Source organism: Polaribacter huanghezhanensis (assembly GCF_030444335.1).
Lineage (GTDB): Bacteria > Bacteroidota > Bacteroidia > Flavobacteriales > Flavobacteriaceae > Polaribacter > Polaribacter huanghezhanensis.
The window spans coordinates 1004763-1020808 of the sequence record NZ_CP128595.1; the positions used below are offsets into that span (position 1 = coordinate 1004763).

Here is a 16046-nt window from a genome sequence, read left to right on the forward strand (position 1 = left end):
ACCACTTGGCATAATTAGATTGTTTTTTTAAAACCTAAAAAAGGTTTAGATTAATACTTTTATTATTTTACTAATACGTTCGTTTTTACTCCTTCAGTAAAGGTCTTTGCTGGTTTAAAAGCCGGAATGTTGTGTGCAGGAATTTTAATGGTTGTGTTTTTAGAAATATTTCTTCCCGTTTTTTCTGCTCTAGTTTTAATAATAAAGCTTCCAAAACCTCTTAAATATACATTATCTCCTTGCTCTAATGCGCCTTTAACTTCTGTCATAAATGCTTCAACTGTTGCTAAAACATCTGCCTTTTCAATTCCAGATTTATCCGAAATTTTTGATACGATATCTGCTTTCGTCATGTTAATATATTTGTATGTTTGTTTTTAATTTTAAGGCTGCAAATATATGATAATTAATCTATTCCAAAAACTTAATCCATTAAAATTATGTGAATATTATGATGTAATTTTGCCGCAGCAATTTATAAAATGAAATTTTCTAACCAATTAATTTACTGGTATTTACAAAAAGATAGAGATTTGCCTTGGCGAAAAACCAAAAACTCATATTTTATTTGGTTATCAGAAATAATGCTACAGCAAACCAGAGTTCATCAAGGTTTGTCTTATTATAGTACGTTTACAAAAGAATTTCCTACGGTTTTTGATTTGGCAAATGCAAGCGAATCTAAAGTTTTAAAGCTTTGGCAGGGTTTAGGGTATTATTCTAGAGCCAGAAATTTACATTACTCAGCAAAATATATTGCCAATGAATTAAATGGCGAATTTCCATCAACCTACGAAGAAATAAAAAAACTAAAAGGTGTTGGAGATTATACGGCTTCGGCAATTTCTTCTATTTGTTTTGACGAATCGCAAGCTGTTGTAGACGGAAACGTCTATAGAGTTCTTGCTCGTTATTTCGGAATTAAAACACCCATCAATTCATCCGCAGGAATCAAAGAGTTTAAAGAAGTAGCGCAAACATTAATTGATATAAATCAACCAGGAACACACAATCAGGCAATTATGGATTTTGGCGCGTTGCATTGCAAACCTCAAAATCCGCTCTGCGAAACCTGTCCGTTTAACGATAGTTGTGTTGCTCTAGAAACCAAAACAATTAAAGAGTTACCTGTTAAAGAGAAGAAAATAAAAGTTAGAAAGCGGTATTTTAATTATTTGGTTTTTATTTCTGATGATAATAAGACGATGTTATCAGAAAGAAAAGGAAAAGGAATTTGGCAAGGTTTGTACCAGTTTCCTTTAATAGAATCAGAAAAAAGTATTTCAACAAAAGAATTGTTTGTAGAACTTGAATCAAAAGTAGTATCTTTTGAAGGTGTTGTATTATTTAATGAAAAAGAAATAGTTCACAAACTTTCGCATCAACATTTATACACCAAATTTTGGATTGTCAAGAAAGATAAACTATATGATAATCAAGTAGATTGGAATGCCATAGAAAAATACCCTGTACCAATATTAATCGCTAATTTTTTAGAAAACTTCAATCCTACAAACGGATATTTTTAGTACATTTGATTCTAAATTAGTTTGTTAATTCGAATGGTTTTTCTTGAATTGACAAAAGAAGAAAAAACAGTAAAAATATGGCAGGAACATTAAATAAGGTAATGCTTATTGGGCATTTAGGAGACGAAGTTAAAATGCATTATTTTGAAGGCGGAAACGCTATTGGACGTTTTCCTGTTGCAACAAACGAAACATATACAAATAAGCAAACTGGCGAAAAAGTTACCAATACAGAATGGCACAATATTATTGTTAGAAATAAATTGGCAGAAATTTGCGAAAAATATTTATCTAAAGGAGATAAAATTTATTGCGAAGGAAGGCTTAAAACCCGTCAGTGGGAACAAGATGGCCAAAAAAGATATGCTACAGAAGTTCATGTCGCAGAAATGACTTTTTTAACCACCAAAAAAGAAACGGTAAAACAAGAAACTCCAACAGAGAAAAATCCAGAGACGAATACTCAAGTTGAAGAAAACGACGATTTACCATTTTAGAAAACTAAACTTTTAAAATTTGGACGCAGAACCCACAAGTATCTTTTTATTTTTAGCATTAAAAATCAATGTATTAATTGCAGTTAATAGTTTAGTGCTGCTCTTTTTATTACTTTGCTCTGCATTAATTTCTGGATCAGAAATTGCCTTTTTTTCGCTTTCACAAACACAATTAAACAATCAAAACGAAAAAACGAAAGGAAATAGTCTGGTTGTTAAACTGCTAGAAAGACCCAAAAGATTACTCGCAACAATTTTAATTACGAACAATTTTATAAATATTCTTATTGTATTATTATTTTCCGGGTTGGGCGAATTGGTCTTTGAAAGCAAGGATTTTTCTGTCAACTGGGGAGTTATTTCTATTTCTAGTGATGTTATTAAGTTTACGATAGAGGTAGTTTTAGTTACCTTTTTAATTTTGTTGTTTGGCGAAGTATTGCCAAAAGTGTATGCCTCTAGAAATTCGTTAAAATTTTCTAATACGATGGCAAAACCAGTACATGTTTTAACCATCTTATTGTCTGTTTTTAGTCTGCCTTTAATTCGATTAACAGGCGTAGTAGAAAAACGATTAGGAGGTAAAAATTCTGATTTTTCTGTAGAAAAATTATCACAAGCATTAGAACTTACATCAGAAGGAACAACCACTAAAGAAGAAAAGAAAATTTTACAAGGAATTGTCACTTTTGGAAATACAGAAACGGTTCAGATTATGAAACCTCGAATAGATATTTTTGCTATTTCTGATGAAGAAAATTACAATGATGTCTTAGAGAAAATAGTAAAAAGAGGGTATTCTAGAAATCCGGTATATCATGAATCTATCGATAATATTGTAGGTATTTTATATGCAAAAGACTTGCTGGAACATTTAGATAAAACCAAGTTTAAATGGCAAGATTTATGGCGCGAGCCTTTTTTTGTACCAGAAAATAAAAAGTTAGACGATTTATTAAGTGAGTTTCAAGACAAGAAAAATCATTTGGCAATTGTAGTTGATGAATACGGCGGAACAAGCGGAATTGTAACCTTAGAAGATGTTATTGAAGAAATTGTTGGAGATATAAATGACGAATTTGATGATGAAGATTTAGCCTATTCTAAATTAGATGCTAACAATTATGTATTTGATGGAAAAACCACCATTAAAGACTTTTGTAAAGTTTTAAATGTTGATAATGAAGCTGTTTTTGAAGAAGAAAAAGGAGAGTCTGAAACTTTAGCAGGATTTATTTTAGAGATTTCTGGAAAATTTCCAAGAAAAGGAGAGAAAATAAACTTCCATAACTTTTCGTTTACAGTTGAGGCGCTTGATAAAAGGCGAATTAAACAAGTTAAAGTAACCAGATTACATGCGTAATTTTTATATCCTTTTTTTAATAGGAATTTTTTTTTCTTCTTGTAAAGAAGATGTTTTACCAAAACCAAAAGCCTATTTAAGGTTACAATATCCAACAACAACATATAAAAAAGTTGTGGTTGCAAAACCGTATAGTTTTGAGGTTTCTTCTAATGCAGAAATACTTGAACAACCAAACTTTTGGCGACAAATAAAATATCCGAAGTTAAAAGCAACTATAGATATTACGTACAGACCAGTTAAAAATAATTTAAGAGAATTGTTAACTGAATCTGAAAAACTGGTGTATGAACACGCTGTTAAAGCTGAAGAAATTATCACAACAAATTTTGAAAATTTTGACAGACGAGTTTTTAGCAGCATGCAAGAAATTTCTGGAAATGCAGCTTCGCAAATTCAGTTTCATGTAACTGATAGTACAGATAATTTTATAAGAGGAGCTCTGTATTTTTATGCAAAACCAAATTACGATTCTATTTTACCTGCTGTAGATTATATTAAAAAAGACATTATGCGTTTAATAGAAACGTTTGAGTGGGAGAAGTAAGCCTTTACTTACTTTTCAACTTCATCAAAATTTGCAACTTGTTTAGAGCTTTTTACTGAGTATAAATCTCCGCCTGCAATTCCGCTTATAAACGTATTGATGTCTTCTTCAGAAATGGTATTTGCATCATATTCTACCAAACCTAAACTGTCTTTAAAGATCACTTTTGCAGAGGTAATTCCTGCTTTTTTAGAAAGCTTAGATTGTATGGTTCTTGCACAACCAATTTCGCAAGTCATTCCAGAAATAGAAATTGCTACTTTTTGCAATTTTGGAGTTTTTGCGATGGTTACTTCAGGTGTTTTTTTTGTTTCTGTATTACACGCCGAAAGTGTAAAAACGGCTACCAATACTACTAATATAATTCGTTGAAGTTTCATTATAAATTTAGGTTATTTAATAATACTACAAATTTATTAATTAATTGTTTTATATCATCAGAATTAACCGATTTTTGTGAAAAATAAATGGTTGATACATGGATTCTAAGAATCAAAAATGGATATATTTAAGCATTCTCGCATTCGTTTGGGGAAGTTCTTTTATCCTAATGAAAAAAGCATTGATTGGATTAACACCAATTCAGTTAGGTGCTTTAAGAGTTTTAATTGCGAGTGTTTTTTTATTGCTGATTGGATTTAAAAGTATTAAAAAAATTCAAAGAAAACATTGGAAACACATTGTTTCTACAGCCATTTTAGGAACCTTTATTCCTGTGTTTTTATTTGCCTATGCTGTTAGTAGATTAGATAGTTCTATTGCTTCAATATTAAATTCTTTAACACCTTTTAATACTTTTATTGTTGGTGTTTTGGTATTTGGATTTACGTTTAAAAAGCAACAATTACTCGGAATTTTTATTGGATTAATAGGTACTGTAATCCTTATTTTAAAAGGTGCAGATTTAAATCCAAATCAAAATTATTGGTTTTCTATTTTAATAATTATTGCGTCAATTGGATATGCATTTAATGTAAATATTGTAAAAAAGCATTTAGATGATTTAAGTGCATTAAGTATTGTTGCAGGTAATTTTTTACTGTTGATTATTCCGTCGTTTTTGGTTTTATTAATGACTGATTTCTTTGCCACTTTTGAGTTAAATCAAACAAACATAAATTCTTTAGGATACACAACTATTTTAGCAGTTGTCGGCACCGGTTTTGCAAAAATTTTATACAATAAAATGGTGCATTTGGCAACGCCAATATTTGCATCATCAGTAACCTATTTAATTCCGATTGTCGCTGTTTTTTGGGGAATTTTAGATGGAGAAAAATTAAGTTTAATTCAACTGTTTGCAGCAATTATTATTTTATTTGGCGTGTATTTGGTAAACAAAAAGAAATAATTTAAAATTAACGCTCTGTAAACCTTAAAACTACCGCTAAAATTCGTTTAATTTTGTTGTTGTGCATTTAAGAAAAAAACGTATATTTGCACCCGCATTTTCACTAAGAAGATGTTTAATTTTACGCAAAACTAATAGTATGTACGCAATCGTAGAGATAGCAGGGCAGCAATTTAAAGTAGCAAAAGACCAAAAAGTTTACGTTCATCGTTTACAAGGAGAAGAAGGATCAAAAATTTCTTTTGATAATGTTCTTTTAGTAGAAGAGAAAGGAAATGTAACTATTGGCGCCCCAGCTATAGAAGGAGCCACAGTAACGGCAAAAATCTTAGGTCACTTAAAAGGTGATAAAGTAATCGTTTTCAAAAAGAAAAGAAGAAAAGGATACAAAAAGAAAAATGGACATCGTCAGTTTTTAAGCGAGATTCAAATTGAATCTATCGCTGCATCTGGTGCTAAAAAAACAGCTAAAAAAGAAGCTGCTCCTAAAAAGGAAGCTGCTCCTAAAAAAGCTGAGGTAAAAGAATCAACAGCAACTGTTGATTATAGTTCAATGACAGTAGCAGATTTAAAAGCAGCAGCTAAAGAAGCAGGAATTAAAGGATATACTTCTTTAAAGAAAGCTGAATTAATTGAAGCTTTAACTAAATAAATAACCAATTTTAAAACCATATAATCATGGCACATAAAAAAGGAGTAGGTAGTTCGAAGAATGGTAGAGAATCAGAATCGAAACGTTTAGGAGTTAAAATTTTTGGAGGACAAGCTGCAATTGCAGGAAACATTATCGTTCGTCAAAGAGGAACAACACACAACCCGGGAGAAAATGTATATATGGGAAAAGACCATACATTACATGCTAGAGTTGATGGAGTTGTACAATTCCAAAAGAAAAGAGACAATAAATCTTATGTTTCTGTTGAGCCTTTTGAGGTTTAAGAACATCAAGATAAAGATATAAGCTCCCAAACATACATTTGTTTGGGAGTTTTTTTATGCCTCATTTTTGTACATTTACTGCGTATGAGATTTATTTATAATTTTACTGTTATTCTAACAACTTTTTTGTTGTCGATTGTTGCCTTTTTTAATAAAAAAATAAGGCTTTTTGTCGATGGGAGAAAAGAAAGCTTTGATAAATTATCTATTTTAAAAAATACTGAAAAAGTAATTTGGATCCATGCTGCTTCTTTGGGTGAGTTTGAACAAGGAAGACCCATTATAGAAAAAGTAAAAGAACAATTTCCATCGCACAAAATTGTATTGACTTTTTTCTCTCCTTCGGGATATGAAATTCGTAAAGAGTATAAACATGCTGATGTTGTTTGTTATTTGCCAATGGATTCAAGAAAAAATGTTCGCAAATTTTTAGAAATTGTAAATCCGTCGATGGCAATTTTTATAAAGTATGAATTTTGGCCAAACTATTTATTCGGATTAAAAGAAAGAGATATTCCAACGATTTTAATTTCTGGAATCTTTAGAAAAAATCAAATTTTCTTTAAACCTTTTGGGGGTTTTATGAGAAAATCTTTGAAAGCATTTGATCACTTTTTTGTACAAGACGAAAGCTCACAAGAATTGTTAAAATCAATAAGCTTAAATAACGTAACGATAAGTGGCGATACACGTTTTGATAGAGTGTATGAAATTTTACAACAAGACAATGCTTTAGATTTTATTACGGAGTTTAAAAACAATCAATACACAGTTGTTGCAGGAAGTACTTGGAAAGAAGATGAAGAGTTATTGGTGAATTATATCAATCAATCAGAAGGCGAAAAATTTATCATCGCTCCACACAATATTAATGCAAAAGAAATTGAGTTGTTAAAAAAAACCATCAACAAGAAAGTTGTTTTATATTCAGAGTACATAAAAAATGTCGGGTCGAGCGGAGTCGAGAGGTTTTGTCTTTTAGAGGTCTCGACTCCGCTCGAGGAGACAAAATTATCATTAAAAGAGTATCATGTTTTTATTGTGGATACCATCGGAATTTTAACCAAAATATATGCAACTGCAGATGCTGCTTATGTTGGTGGCGGATTGACAAAAAACGGCGTTCATAATGTGTTAGAACCGGCAACTTTTGGCGTGCCAATTGTCATTGGCCCTACGTATAAAAAATACAAAGAAGTTGTAGATTTGGTTGCATTAAAAGGGTGCAAAGTAATTGCCAATCAAAACGAATTTTCAACTATTTTTACAAAGCTAAATTCTGATAAAGAGTTTAGAGAGAAATTAGGAAAAATAAATCAGAACTTCATAAAAAATAATATTGGAGCAACTGAAAAGGCGATAAAATATATCAATCAAAAAATAACGAATTAATGGAATTTATCACACAGCCTTGGCCTTGGTATGTTGCCGGCCCGATGATCGCAATTGTATTGTTGTTGATGAATTACTTCGGAAGAGGATTCGGAGTATCAACAAATTTAGAAACATTTTGTACTATTGGTGGCGCAGGAAAAGCATCAGATTATTTTAAAAAAGATTGGAAAGAGCAAAAGTGGGGTTTGGTTTTTATTTTGGGAATTATTCTCGGCGGATTTCTTTCTTCACATTATTTAGTAAACACAGAAAATATTGCAATCAATCCTAAAACAGTTTCAGAATTAACAGAATTAGGTTTTATAAATGCCGGACAATCCTATCTTCCTGCTGAAATTTTTAGTACAGAAAACATCTTTTCTTTAAAAGGATTTTCCATATTAATAGGCGCTGGATTTTTAGTAGGGTTTGGAGCACGTTATGCAGGTGGATGTACTTCTGGACATGCAATTACAGGATTAAGTAGTTTGCAATTGCCATCATTATTGGCAGTTATTGGCTTTTTTATTGGGGGTTTAATTATGACTTGGTTTTTAATTCCGTTACTATTTTAGCGAATACAAATGTCAGGTCGAGCGGAGTCGAGACCTAATTGAAAAAACAAATAGAATGAAAAATATCAGATTTTTAGCAATTGGAACACTTTTCGGAATTATCTTAAGTAAATCAGAAGTGGTTTCTTGGTACAGAATTTACGAAATGTTTAAGTTTCAATCGTTTCATATGTTCGGAATTATTGGAAGCGCCGTTGTCATATCAATGGTTTTAATGCAATTGTTTAAAAAGGAAAAAATTAAGAACTTTAAAGGTGAAAAAATCATCACTAAAGAAAAGAAAAAAGGATTGATTAGAACCTTAGTTGGCGGAACCATTTTTGGATTAGGTTGGGCGTTAGCTGGAGCGTGTCCAGGACCAATGTTTGTGTTAATTGGTCACGGAATAACAAGTATATTTATTGTTCTTTTAGGAACAACAATAGGTGCATTTGTGTATGGATTATTAAGTGAAAAGTTGCCAAATTAATTGATAAAATGAGCAAATTAATAGACAGTTTTGGAAGACAAATAAATTACGTTCGGTTAGCAGTAACCGACCGTTGTAATTTGCGGTGCCAATATTGTATGCCTGCTCACGGAATTGAAATTGTGCCAAGAGAAGAATTGTTAACGTACAAAGAAATGTATCGTGTAATTCGTGTGTTAACAGAACTCGGCGTCAATAAAATTCGATTAACAGGTGGAGAACCCTTTGTGCGTAAAGGTTTTGTTGATTTTTTAGAAATGTTATCGTTCAATGATTTGTTAGAAGATATCAATATCACTACAAATGGTGCGTTGATTTATAAGCATATTGAAACGTTGGAAAATCTTAAAAAAGTAAAAAACATCAATTTAAGTATTGATAGTTTACAGGCTGATAAATTCAACGAGATTACACGCAGAAATGCATTTGATGCCGTTTTTAGAACCATGGAAGCGTTAGAAAAAAGCAGCATGAATTTAAAACTAAATGTTGTTGTACAATCTGGGATGAATACCAATGAAATCACTGATTTTGTTCGGTTGACAAAAGACAAAGATATTGCTGTCAGATTTATAGAAGAAATGCCGTTTAACGGAAAAGGACAACGCGAAATGCAAGAAGCGTGGAATTACAACAAGATTTTAAACGAGATAAAATCTGAGTTTGATATTACAGAAATTCAGTCAGAGAAATCATCAACATCACGTAATTTCTCAATCGAAAATCATAAAGGTTCTGTGGGAATTATTCCTGCATTTACAAGAACAATTTGTGGTGATTGTAACCGAATTAGAATTACATCAATCGGAACATTTAAAAACTGTTTGTTTGATGATGGTGTTTTTAATTTAAGAGATTTTATTAGAAACGGTGCATCTAATGACGACTTAAAAGAACTTTTTTTATCGTTGGTGAAAGAAAAACCAGAAAACGGTTTTATCGCAGAAGCAAACCGAACAAAAGGAAATGTTTCTGAAAGTATGAGCACCATTGGAGGGTAATTCAATGTGAAAATGAATTAATAGAATAATGTAACAATGTCTCCTCGAGCGCAGTTGAGAGGTCTTAATTATTATTTCAATAGAGAAAGCTTAAGTAAATGTCATTCCTGCGAAGGCAGGAATCCATAAAAACTAAAAACAGATTCTCAATCAAGTTGGGAATGACAAAAAAAATGATTTCAGTACAAGAAGCTTTACAAACAGTTTTAAACACAGCCCAAGATTTTGGCGTTGAGGAAATTTCGTTTATCAAATCTGTTGGTAGAATTTTAAAAGAAGACATCAAAGCGGATAGAGATTTTCCGCCATTCAACAGAGTTTCTATGGACGGAATTGCGATTGATTTTAAAGAGTTTAGTTCTCGACTCCGCTCGAACAGACATTTGCAATTTAAAATTGAAGGAATTCAAGCTGCAGGAAGCGAACAAATTACATTGCAAAACTCAGAAAACTGTATCGAAGTTATGACCGGCGCTGTGTTGCCAAATAATTGCGATACGGTTATTCGATATGAAGATGTAGAAATAAAAAACGGAATTGCAACAATTATTATTAATGCAATTAATGATGGACAAAACATTCATATTAAAGGAAAAGACGGAAAAGTTGGCGATGTATTAATCAAACAAAACACTATGATTTCTGCTGCAGAAATTGGCGTTTTGGCAACCGTTGGAAAATCAACTGTAAAAGTTGCAAAACAACCCAAAGTGATGATTGTTTCAACGGGCGATGAACTGGTTGGCGTTGATGAAACTCCGTTAGCACATCAAATAAGAAGAAGCAATGTTTTTACGTTGGTTTCACTATTAGAAAGATTACACATTTCGTCAGAAATAGCAAATCTTACGGATGATAAGACGATTTTGAAAGAGAAGATAAAAGCGTTTTTATCAACCTATGATGTATTGTTGTTTAGTGGCGCAGTGAGTAAAGGGAAATTCGATTTTTTACCAGAAGTTTTTGAAGAATTGGGCGTTGAAAAATTATTTCATAAAGTGGCTCAAAGACCAGGAAAACCATTTTGGTTTGGTCGCGCAGCGTCTTTAAGTATTGAGCAAAATGCTGTTGATGGAAATGGGTTAAAACAGACAGATAAACGTACTGAGAATAAATACCAGAAAAAGACAATTGTCTTTGGTTTCCCGGGAAATCCAATTTCTACATTTGTCAATTGTTTGGCGTATTTTTATCCTTGGTATTATAAATCTGTTGGAGTTGATCAGCAAGAAGAAAATGCAATTTTATCAGAAGACGTTTCTTTTAAACCAAATCTAACCTGCTTTTTACAAGTAAAATTGAGCTATAGATTTGGCCATTTAATTGCAACCCCAATTAAAGGAAACGGTTCTGGAGATTTGGTAAGTTTGGTAAACGCAGATGCATTTATACAATTGCCAGCAGATCAAATTGAATTTAAAAAAGGGGAGGTTTTTCCGATAGTAAACTATCGGAGTTTTTAATTTTTAAATGTTTAGTTTTGAGTTAAAAACAAGTTATGAAAGAAAGTATCGTTCAAAAAAAGAGCTTTGAGTTTTCTTTAAAAATAATTACTCTTTATACAAAGCTACAAACAGAAAAAGAATTTATAATTTCAAGACAACTTTTAAGAAGTGGAACTTCAGTAGGAGCAAATGTTGAAGAAGCATTAGCGGGACAAAGCAAGAAAGATTTCACTGTAAAAATGTCAATTTCGTCAAAAGAAGCAAGAGAAACTAAATATTGGTTGTGATTATTAAAACAAAGTGAACTAACATCAATAGATGTAAATTCCTTAATTTTGGATATTGATGAATTGATACGATTATTAACATCCATTGTTAAAACGTCTCAACAGAATCTAACTAAAAACTAAACATTTAAAACTAAAAACTATTTAAATGGATTTTACACATTTAAATTCCAAAAACAATCCTAAAATGGTAAACGTTTCTGATAAGAAAATTACCAAAAGAGCAGCTACAGCAAAAGCAGCAATGTTTTTAGGAACAGCAATTATTTCTCATTTTACAAATGATGAATTGATTACCAAAAAAGGACCCGTTTTTCAAACGGCAATTATTGCGGGAATTCAGGCAGTAAAAAAAACCTCAGAATTGATTCCGATGTGTCACCCGTTATTAATTAATGGAGTAGATATTGATATTGAAATAGTAGATAATGAAAACATCGAAGTTTTTTGTACAGTGACTATTGAAGGAAAAACTGGAGTTGAAATGGAAGCTTTAACGGGCGCAAATATTGCTTGTTTAACCATTTATGATATGTGTAAAAGCATTTCACAAAAAATGATAATTAAAGAAGTGAAACTGCTAGAAAAAACTGGAGGAAAATCGGATATTAAGAATGGCTAAACACACAAAACATACAAGTTTAACACGAAGAGAAAACGGGAATTTTGCACCGAATGAAATTGCTATTTTAGGAACAGCATGTGGCGTAATTGCTGATTTGGTAAATCAAGTTTCTAACCAATTATCAAATTATAAATTGGCGTATTTTGATGCTTCTCATGAAAAAGGTATTGAAAAAAATCAGCTTTCAGAATTTGTTTTTCATCACGAAGGCAATTTACAAATTACAACTTCTGGAAACATCAATAAATTTGAACAACGCTTACAATTTGCACAATACGATTTTGTGTTTATCAACGGAAATCATTACGAAGGATCCAAACAAATTGTGTTTTTAGATCCAGCAAAAGAAGCATCGATTAACAAACGAATTGATCAGGTTTCTGATATTCAATTTTTTGTAAAATCGACAAAAGATATAGCAATTTTTCAATCAATAAAAGACAAGTTTCCGAATTGGGAAGAAATCCCACTATATGAAATCTCTGAGATTGAAAAAATCACAAATCATATTGCAAATATTGTTAAAAAAACAATTCCGAATATAAAAGGTTTGGTGTTGGTTGGCGGAAAAAGTACCCGAATGGGAAAAGACAAATCTCAATTAGATTACTTTGGGAAACCACAAAAGGAAGTTGCGAAAGAGTTGTTAGAAAACAATAAGTTGGAAACGTTTTTTTCGGTAAGACCTTTCGACGAAGTTTATCTTGAGCACAGTCAAAAGGCTCAAGGTGACAAAAAGAATGTCATTTCGAGCGGAGTCGAGAAATCTAAAGAAATTCATGACACATTTTTAAATTTAGGTCCGTTTGGCGGAATTTGTTCTGCGTTTCAAAAAGATCCAAATTCGGCCTGGCTGGTGTTGGCAACCGATCTTCCTTTCTTAAATAATGAGTTGATCCAGCTATTATTAGAAAAAAGAAATCCATCAAAAGTAGCCACAGCAATTAAAGGAAAAGGAAAGGAATTTGTAGAACCATTAATTACCATTTACGAACCAAAATCGTATCCAATTTTACTGCAATATTTAGCACAAGGATATTCGTGTCCGCGTAAAGTGTTGATCAATTCTGATGTAGAAATAGTGGAGGTTTCTGATGCTTTTATCAGAAATGTAAATACGCCAGAAGAGTTTGAAAACGCTAAAAGTGAAATAAAAAACTAAATGTCTCCTCGAGCGCAGTCGAGAGGTTATAAGTAGTTCTCGACTGCGCTCGAACTGACAGTGCGTGATGTCACTTCGAGTGATTTTCGATTTTATGAGAAAATTGTATCGAGAAGTTAACAGTATAAAAATGAACAAAGAAGAGCTTTTTAAACGTCAAATCACGTTGTCAGAAATTGGTAAAGTTGGACAACAAAAATTACAAAACACTTCTGTTTTGGTGGTTGGTTGTGGCGGCCTGGGAAGTCCGATTGCTGTACTTTTGGCAACAAGCGGAATTGGAAAACTTCATTTGGTGGATTTTGACACGATTGATGTTACCAATTTACACAGACAAGTTTTCTTTTCTTTGGATGATGTTGGTAAATCGAAAGCAGCAACCTTAGCAAAATTTATTGAGAAAAGAGCGCCGTTTACAGAAGTAATTTTTACTGAAAAGCCCATTACAAAATCGAATGTTTTTGAATTGATTTCTGAAATTGACATTGTTATTGATGGAACAGATTCTTTACCCACAAAATATTTGCTAAACGATGCTTGTGTCATTAAAAAGAAGCCGCTAGTTTATGGTTCTTTATACAAGTTTGATGGTTATGTTTCGAGTTTTAATGTAGCACAAGAAGACGGAAGTTATTCTGCAAATTTACGAGATGCTTTTCCGAAAATGGCAACAGATATTCCAAATTGTGAAGAAGCAGGAACGTTGAATTCTATTGTAAGTTTAATTGCTGTACAACAAGTAAACGAGGTTTTAAAATTGGTAACAGGAATTGGAAAACCGCTAACAAACGAGTTATTAATTTATAACTCTTTGCAAAATTCTCAATTGAAAATGAAGTTACAAAAGGCAGTTTCAAAACCAGATATTGAAACTATTTTTAAAAATGAAACGTATTTTGATGCCAGTTGTGAAATTCAACATCCAGATTGGTTGATTTCTGCTGAAGATTTAAAAAAGGAAATGTCAGGTCGAGCGGAGTCGAGACCTATTATTATATCGGTATTAGAAAATTTGCAAACACCTTTTAAGGTTGATAAGATACTTCCAATTCAACGATTAAATGCTGCAGAATTTCATCCGCAGGAAAACAAAAAATATGTATTGGTGTGTCAAAAAGGAATTTCGAGTTATGAAGCAACAAAACAATTGAAAGAAAGATTTCCAACGACAACTATTTTAAGTTTAGCTGGCGGTATAAATGGTTATTAAATCAGATATGATTTAAGTGTAGAGAATAATCAATTCCCAGTTTTGATGATTAGATTTATATCTATTTAAAATTTCAAAGCCAACAGCTTTATGTGCATTTAAAGAGCGTGTGTTTTTAACGTCAACTTCTGTAATAATTGCGTTGTATTTTTTAGAGAGAGTTTGTTTCATAAAAGTATAAAGACCTCTAAAAACTCCTTTTTTTCTATAATTTTTGTCAATACAAATTTGTCCCATAACTACATAGTTAATGTTTTTCTTTTGATGACAAATTGTATTTTCAATTTGGTTAAACATAGGAACCAAAATAGGGATATCACTTTTGAATTCTTGCAGCATACATAATGCATAACCAATTACCTTATTATTATAGGTGGCTATAATATGTGGATGAGAATTGTGCATCTTTTCTAAAAAATCAAAAGAATGTTGTACCGTAACAAACCCTTGTGCCTGTTGCTCATCTAAAGAAATATTTTGAGGAAGGTTTTTTTGTTGAAGAGCTATAATTTGTGCTAATTCCTCTTTTGTTGATGTAAGTTGATATTGAATCATAATAATAAATTAAGGATGCGCATTTACCCAAACTTCGCCGTCAGAAAAATGTTCTTTTTTCCAAATAGGAACCGTTTCTTTTAAGGTGTCAATAGCAAACTGACACGCATCAAAAGCCGCTTTTCTATGTTTTGCAGAAGCCGTAATAATCACCGGAATTTCACCAATTTGTAAGATTCCTTCTGCGTGATGAATGGCCATTTTTACAATATCAAATTTTTCTAAAGCCACATCTGCAATTTTTTGCATTTCTTTAACCGCCATTGGTTTGTATGTAGAGAAATCTAATTGCGTTACTTTTTTTCCTTTGGTGTCATTTCTAACAGTTCCAACAAAGACAGAAATTCCGCCACAAGAAGCATCAGTTACAAAATTGTAGCATTCTTGTAAGTCTAGTTTTTCTGAAGTAATTTTTATAGATGTTTTGCACATAACTGTTACAAAAATAGGAAATCAAAATGTATCTTTGCCTAGCTAATTTTAGAAGTTTATAAAATGAAAAATATATTTAGAATTGTTAGTTATTTAGAAGGGATTTCATACTTGCTTCTATTACTTATTGCCACACCAGTAAAATATTTTGGAGACGATGAAAGCTATGTAAAAATGCTTGGAATGCCTCACGGAATGCTTTTTATTGTATATATCATTTTAGCCTTTATGTTAAAAGCTGATGAAAAATGGCACGGAAAAACTTTTAGAATTGTGTTAGTAGCTTCTATTTTACCTTTCGGAACTTTTTATGTTGATAGAAAATATTTGCAGAAAAAATAATTCTTGTCATTTCAAAAGGAGTTTTCTCGATTGAGAAACCTGTCTATTTTTAGATAAGATTCTCTTCCCTTTGAGAAGGTTAGGATGGGATTTTAACCTCCACTAACCGGCGGAATAATTGCTACAACATCATTTTGATGTAAGGGTTTTTCATCAGAAGCATACGTTTCATTTACGGCAATTGCATACGAATTGATCTTTTCTAACTGCGGATATTTTGAAAGAATTTCTTTCTTAAAACCTGCAATTGTACAATTTTCTGAAACTTCAAATTCTAATGAAGAAGTTTGTAGCAAATCTGTGGCGATTCCGAAAAGTAAGACTTGTATTTTCATCATTCAAA

22 protein-coding genes are annotated in these 16046 nt (G+C 31.8%); 17 read left to right on the top strand and 5 right to left on the bottom strand.

Going from position 1 to position 16046, the window contains the following annotated elements; translation table 11 throughout:
• Positions 1-62: 62 nt before the first annotated feature.
• Positions 63-353: an HU family DNA-binding protein gene (locus KCTC32516_RS04780; protein ID WP_301402363.1), complete on the bottom strand. Its 291-nt coding sequence runs from the start codon at positions 351-353 to the stop codon at positions 63-65.
• A gap of 129 nt (positions 354-482) precedes the next feature.
• Here KCTC32516_RS04780 and mutY point away from each other — a divergent pair, with 129 nt between their 5' ends.
• The 4 genes from mutY (at position 483) to gldD (ending at position 3936) form a co-directional block, all read left to right on the top strand.
• Positions 483-1529 (top strand): A/G-specific adenine glycosylase, encoded by a 1047-nt coding sequence (mutY, locus tag KCTC32516_RS04785; protein WP_301402365.1) that lies wholly within the window; start codon positions 483-485, stop codon positions 1527-1529.
• 77 nt (positions 1530-1606) lie between these two features.
• Complete coding sequence (locus KCTC32516_RS04790; RefSeq protein WP_301402367.1) at positions 1607-2026, top strand: single-stranded DNA-binding protein; 420 nt, start codon at positions 1607-1609, stop codon at positions 2024-2026.
• Between the two features lie 19 nt (positions 2027-2045).
• Positions 2046-3389, top strand: coding sequence for a gliding motility-associated protein GldE (locus KCTC32516_RS04795; protein ID WP_301402368.1), 1344 nt, complete (start codon positions 2046-2048; stop codon positions 3387-3389).
• Positions 3382-3936 (top strand): gliding motility lipoprotein GldD, encoded by a 555-nt coding sequence (gene gldD, locus KCTC32516_RS04800; RefSeq protein WP_301402370.1) that lies wholly within the window; start codon positions 3382-3384, stop codon positions 3934-3936. The genes KCTC32516_RS04795 and gldD overlap by 8 nt, the downstream gene beginning before the upstream one ends.
• An 8-nt stretch (positions 3937-3944) precedes the next feature.
• Here the strand turns inward: gldD and KCTC32516_RS04805 are convergent, their stop codons facing one another.
• Positions 3945-4316, bottom strand: a complete 372-nt coding sequence (locus tag KCTC32516_RS04805; protein ID WP_301402372.1) for a heavy-metal-associated domain-containing protein — start codon at positions 4314-4316, stop codon at positions 3945-3947.
• Between the two features lie 98 nt (positions 4317-4414).
• Here KCTC32516_RS04805 and KCTC32516_RS04810 point away from each other — a divergent pair, with 98 nt between their 5' ends.
• From KCTC32516_RS04810 to KCTC32516_RS04865, 12 genes are all read left to right on the top strand, one after another.
• Entirely contained in the window at positions 4415-5287 is an 873-nt protein-coding gene (locus KCTC32516_RS04810; protein ID WP_301402373.1) for a DMT family transporter, read from the top strand.
• Between the two features lie 139 nt (positions 5288-5426).
• Entirely contained in the window at positions 5427-5939 is a 513-nt protein-coding gene (gene rplU / locus KCTC32516_RS04815) for a 50S ribosomal protein L21 (protein ID WP_301402374.1), read from the top strand.
• 26 nt (positions 5940-5965) lie between these two features.
• Positions 5966-6226 carry a 50S ribosomal protein L27 gene (rpmA, locus tag KCTC32516_RS04820; protein ID WP_301402375.1) on the top strand — a complete coding sequence of 87 codons (261 nt, stop codon included), beginning with the start codon at positions 5966-5968 and terminating at the stop codon, positions 6224-6226.
• 84 nt (positions 6227-6310) lie between these two features.
• A complete protein-coding gene (locus KCTC32516_RS04825) occupies positions 6311-7618 on the top strand; it encodes a 3-deoxy-D-manno-octulosonic acid transferase (protein WP_301402377.1) in 1308 nt (435 codons plus the stop codon).
• Entirely contained in the window at positions 7618-8175 is a 558-nt protein-coding gene (locus KCTC32516_RS04830) for a YeeE/YedE family protein (RefSeq protein ID WP_301402378.1), read from the top strand. The genes KCTC32516_RS04825 and KCTC32516_RS04830 overlap by 1 nt, the downstream gene beginning before the upstream one ends.
• A gap of 55 nt (positions 8176-8230) precedes the next feature.
• Positions 8231-8644, top strand: coding sequence for a DUF6691 family protein (locus KCTC32516_RS04835; RefSeq protein ID WP_301402379.1), 414 nt, complete (start codon positions 8231-8233; stop codon positions 8642-8644).
• Between the two features lie 8 nt (positions 8645-8652).
• The gene (gene moaA, locus KCTC32516_RS04840) at positions 8653-9645 is read left to right on the top strand and encodes a GTP 3',8-cyclase MoaA (RefSeq protein ID WP_301402381.1); all 993 of its coding nucleotides are present in this window, start codon (positions 8653-8655) and stop codon (positions 9643-9645) included.
• Between the two features lie 173 nt (positions 9646-9818).
• Complete coding sequence (locus tag KCTC32516_RS04845; RefSeq protein WP_301402382.1) at positions 9819-11108, top strand: molybdopterin molybdotransferase MoeA; 1290 nt, start codon at positions 9819-9821, stop codon at positions 11106-11108.
• A gap of 35 nt (positions 11109-11143) precedes the next feature.
• Positions 11144-11377, top strand: coding sequence for a four helix bundle protein (locus KCTC32516_RS04850; RefSeq protein WP_366911486.1), 234 nt, complete (start codon positions 11144-11146; stop codon positions 11375-11377).
• A gap of 148 nt (positions 11378-11525) precedes the next feature.
• Complete coding sequence (moaC, locus tag KCTC32516_RS04855; protein WP_301402383.1) at positions 11526-11999, top strand: cyclic pyranopterin monophosphate synthase MoaC; 474 nt, start codon at positions 11526-11528, stop codon at positions 11997-11999.
• A complete protein-coding gene (locus KCTC32516_RS04860) occupies positions 11992-13164 on the top strand; it encodes a molybdenum cofactor guanylyltransferase (RefSeq protein WP_301402384.1) in 1173 nt (390 codons plus the stop codon). Before moaC ends, KCTC32516_RS04860 begins: the two co-directional genes overlap by 8 nt.
• A 130-nt stretch (positions 13165-13294) precedes the next feature.
• Positions 13295-14374 (top strand): HesA/MoeB/ThiF family protein, encoded by a 1080-nt coding sequence (locus KCTC32516_RS04865; protein ID WP_301402385.1) that lies wholly within the window; start codon positions 13295-13297, stop codon positions 14372-14374.
• 12 nt (positions 14375-14386) lie between these two features.
• Here the strand turns inward: KCTC32516_RS04865 and KCTC32516_RS04870 are convergent, their stop codons facing one another.
• Positions 14387-14929, bottom strand: coding sequence for a GNAT family N-acetyltransferase (locus KCTC32516_RS04870; RefSeq protein WP_301402387.1), 543 nt, complete (start codon positions 14927-14929; stop codon positions 14387-14389).
• A gap of 9 nt (positions 14930-14938) precedes the next feature.
• Positions 14939-15361, bottom strand: a complete 423-nt coding sequence (locus tag KCTC32516_RS04875) for a molybdenum cofactor biosynthesis protein MoaE (RefSeq protein WP_301402388.1) — start codon at positions 15359-15361, stop codon at positions 14939-14941.
• A gap of 63 nt (positions 15362-15424) precedes the next feature.
• Between KCTC32516_RS04875 and KCTC32516_RS04880 the strand changes: the two genes are divergently transcribed.
• Positions 15425-15703, top strand: coding sequence for a DUF3817 domain-containing protein (locus tag KCTC32516_RS04880; protein ID WP_301402390.1), 279 nt, complete (start codon positions 15425-15427; stop codon positions 15701-15703).
• A 92-nt stretch (positions 15704-15795) separates the two neighbouring features.
• Here the strand turns inward: KCTC32516_RS04880 and KCTC32516_RS04885 are convergent, their stop codons facing one another.
• A complete protein-coding gene (locus KCTC32516_RS04885) occupies positions 15796-16041 on the bottom strand; it encodes a MoaD/ThiS family protein (RefSeq protein ID WP_301402391.1) in 246 nt (81 codons plus the stop codon).
• Positions 16042-16046 lie beyond the last annotated feature (5 nt).

Excerpts from the sequence above, each read along its gene's own strand:
- KCTC32516_RS04780 (WP_301402363.1), bottom strand. The coding sequence starts at position 353 with ATGACGAAAGCAGATATCGTATCAAAAATTTCGGATAAATCTGGAATT.
- mutY (WP_301402365.1), top strand. The coding sequence starts at position 483 with ATGAAATTTTCTAACCAATTAATTTACTGGTATTTACAAAAAGATAGA.
- KCTC32516_RS04790 (WP_301402367.1), top strand. The coding sequence starts at position 1,607 with ATGGCAGGAACATTAAATAAGGTAATGCTTATTGGGCATTTAGGAGAC.
- gldD (WP_301402370.1), top strand. The coding sequence starts at position 3,382 with ATGCGTAATTTTTATATCCTTTTTTTAATAGGAATTTTTTTTTCTTCT.
- KCTC32516_RS04805 (WP_301402372.1), bottom strand. The coding sequence starts at position 4,316 with ATGAAACTTCAACGAATTATATTAGTAGTATTGGTAGCCGTTTTTACA.
- KCTC32516_RS04810 (WP_301402373.1), top strand. The coding sequence starts at position 4,415 with ATGGATTCTAAGAATCAAAAATGGATATATTTAAGCATTCTCGCATTC.
- rplU (WP_301402374.1), top strand. The coding sequence starts at position 5,427 with ATGTACGCAATCGTAGAGATAGCAGGGCAGCAATTTAAAGTAGCAAAA.
- rpmA (WP_301402375.1), top strand. The coding sequence starts at position 5,966 with ATGGCACATAAAAAAGGAGTAGGTAGTTCGAAGAATGGTAGAGAATCA.
- KCTC32516_RS04825 (WP_301402377.1), top strand. The coding sequence starts at position 6,311 with ATGAGATTTATTTATAATTTTACTGTTATTCTAACAACTTTTTTGTTG.
- KCTC32516_RS04830 (WP_301402378.1), top strand. The coding sequence starts at position 7,618 with ATGGAATTTATCACACAGCCTTGGCCTTGGTATGTTGCCGGCCCGATG.
- KCTC32516_RS04835 (WP_301402379.1), top strand. The coding sequence starts at position 8,231 with ATGAAAAATATCAGATTTTTAGCAATTGGAACACTTTTCGGAATTATC.
- moaA (WP_301402381.1), top strand. The coding sequence starts at position 8,653 with ATGAGCAAATTAATAGACAGTTTTGGAAGACAAATAAATTACGTTCGG.
- KCTC32516_RS04845 (WP_301402382.1), top strand. The coding sequence starts at position 9,819 with ATGATTTCAGTACAAGAAGCTTTACAAACAGTTTTAAACACAGCCCAA.
- KCTC32516_RS04850 (WP_366911486.1), top strand. The coding sequence starts at position 11,144 with ATGAAAGAAAGTATCGTTCAAAAAAAGAGCTTTGAGTTTTCTTTAAAA.
- moaC (WP_301402383.1), top strand. The coding sequence starts at position 11,526 with ATGGATTTTACACATTTAAATTCCAAAAACAATCCTAAAATGGTAAAC.
- KCTC32516_RS04860 (WP_301402384.1), top strand. The coding sequence starts at position 11,992 with ATGGCTAAACACACAAAACATACAAGTTTAACACGAAGAGAAAACGGG.
- KCTC32516_RS04865 (WP_301402385.1), top strand. The coding sequence starts at position 13,295 with ATGAACAAAGAAGAGCTTTTTAAACGTCAAATCACGTTGTCAGAAATT.
- KCTC32516_RS04870 (WP_301402387.1), bottom strand. The coding sequence starts at position 14,929 with ATGATTCAATATCAACTTACATCAACAAAAGAGGAATTAGCACAAATT.
- KCTC32516_RS04875 (WP_301402388.1), bottom strand. The coding sequence starts at position 15,361 with ATGTGCAAAACATCTATAAAAATTACTTCAGAAAAACTAGACTTACAA.
- KCTC32516_RS04880 (WP_301402390.1), top strand. The coding sequence starts at position 15,425 with ATGAAAAATATATTTAGAATTGTTAGTTATTTAGAAGGGATTTCATAC.
- KCTC32516_RS04885 (WP_301402391.1), bottom strand. The coding sequence starts at position 16,041 with ATGATGAAAATACAAGTCTTACTTTTCGGAATCGCCACAGATTTGCTA.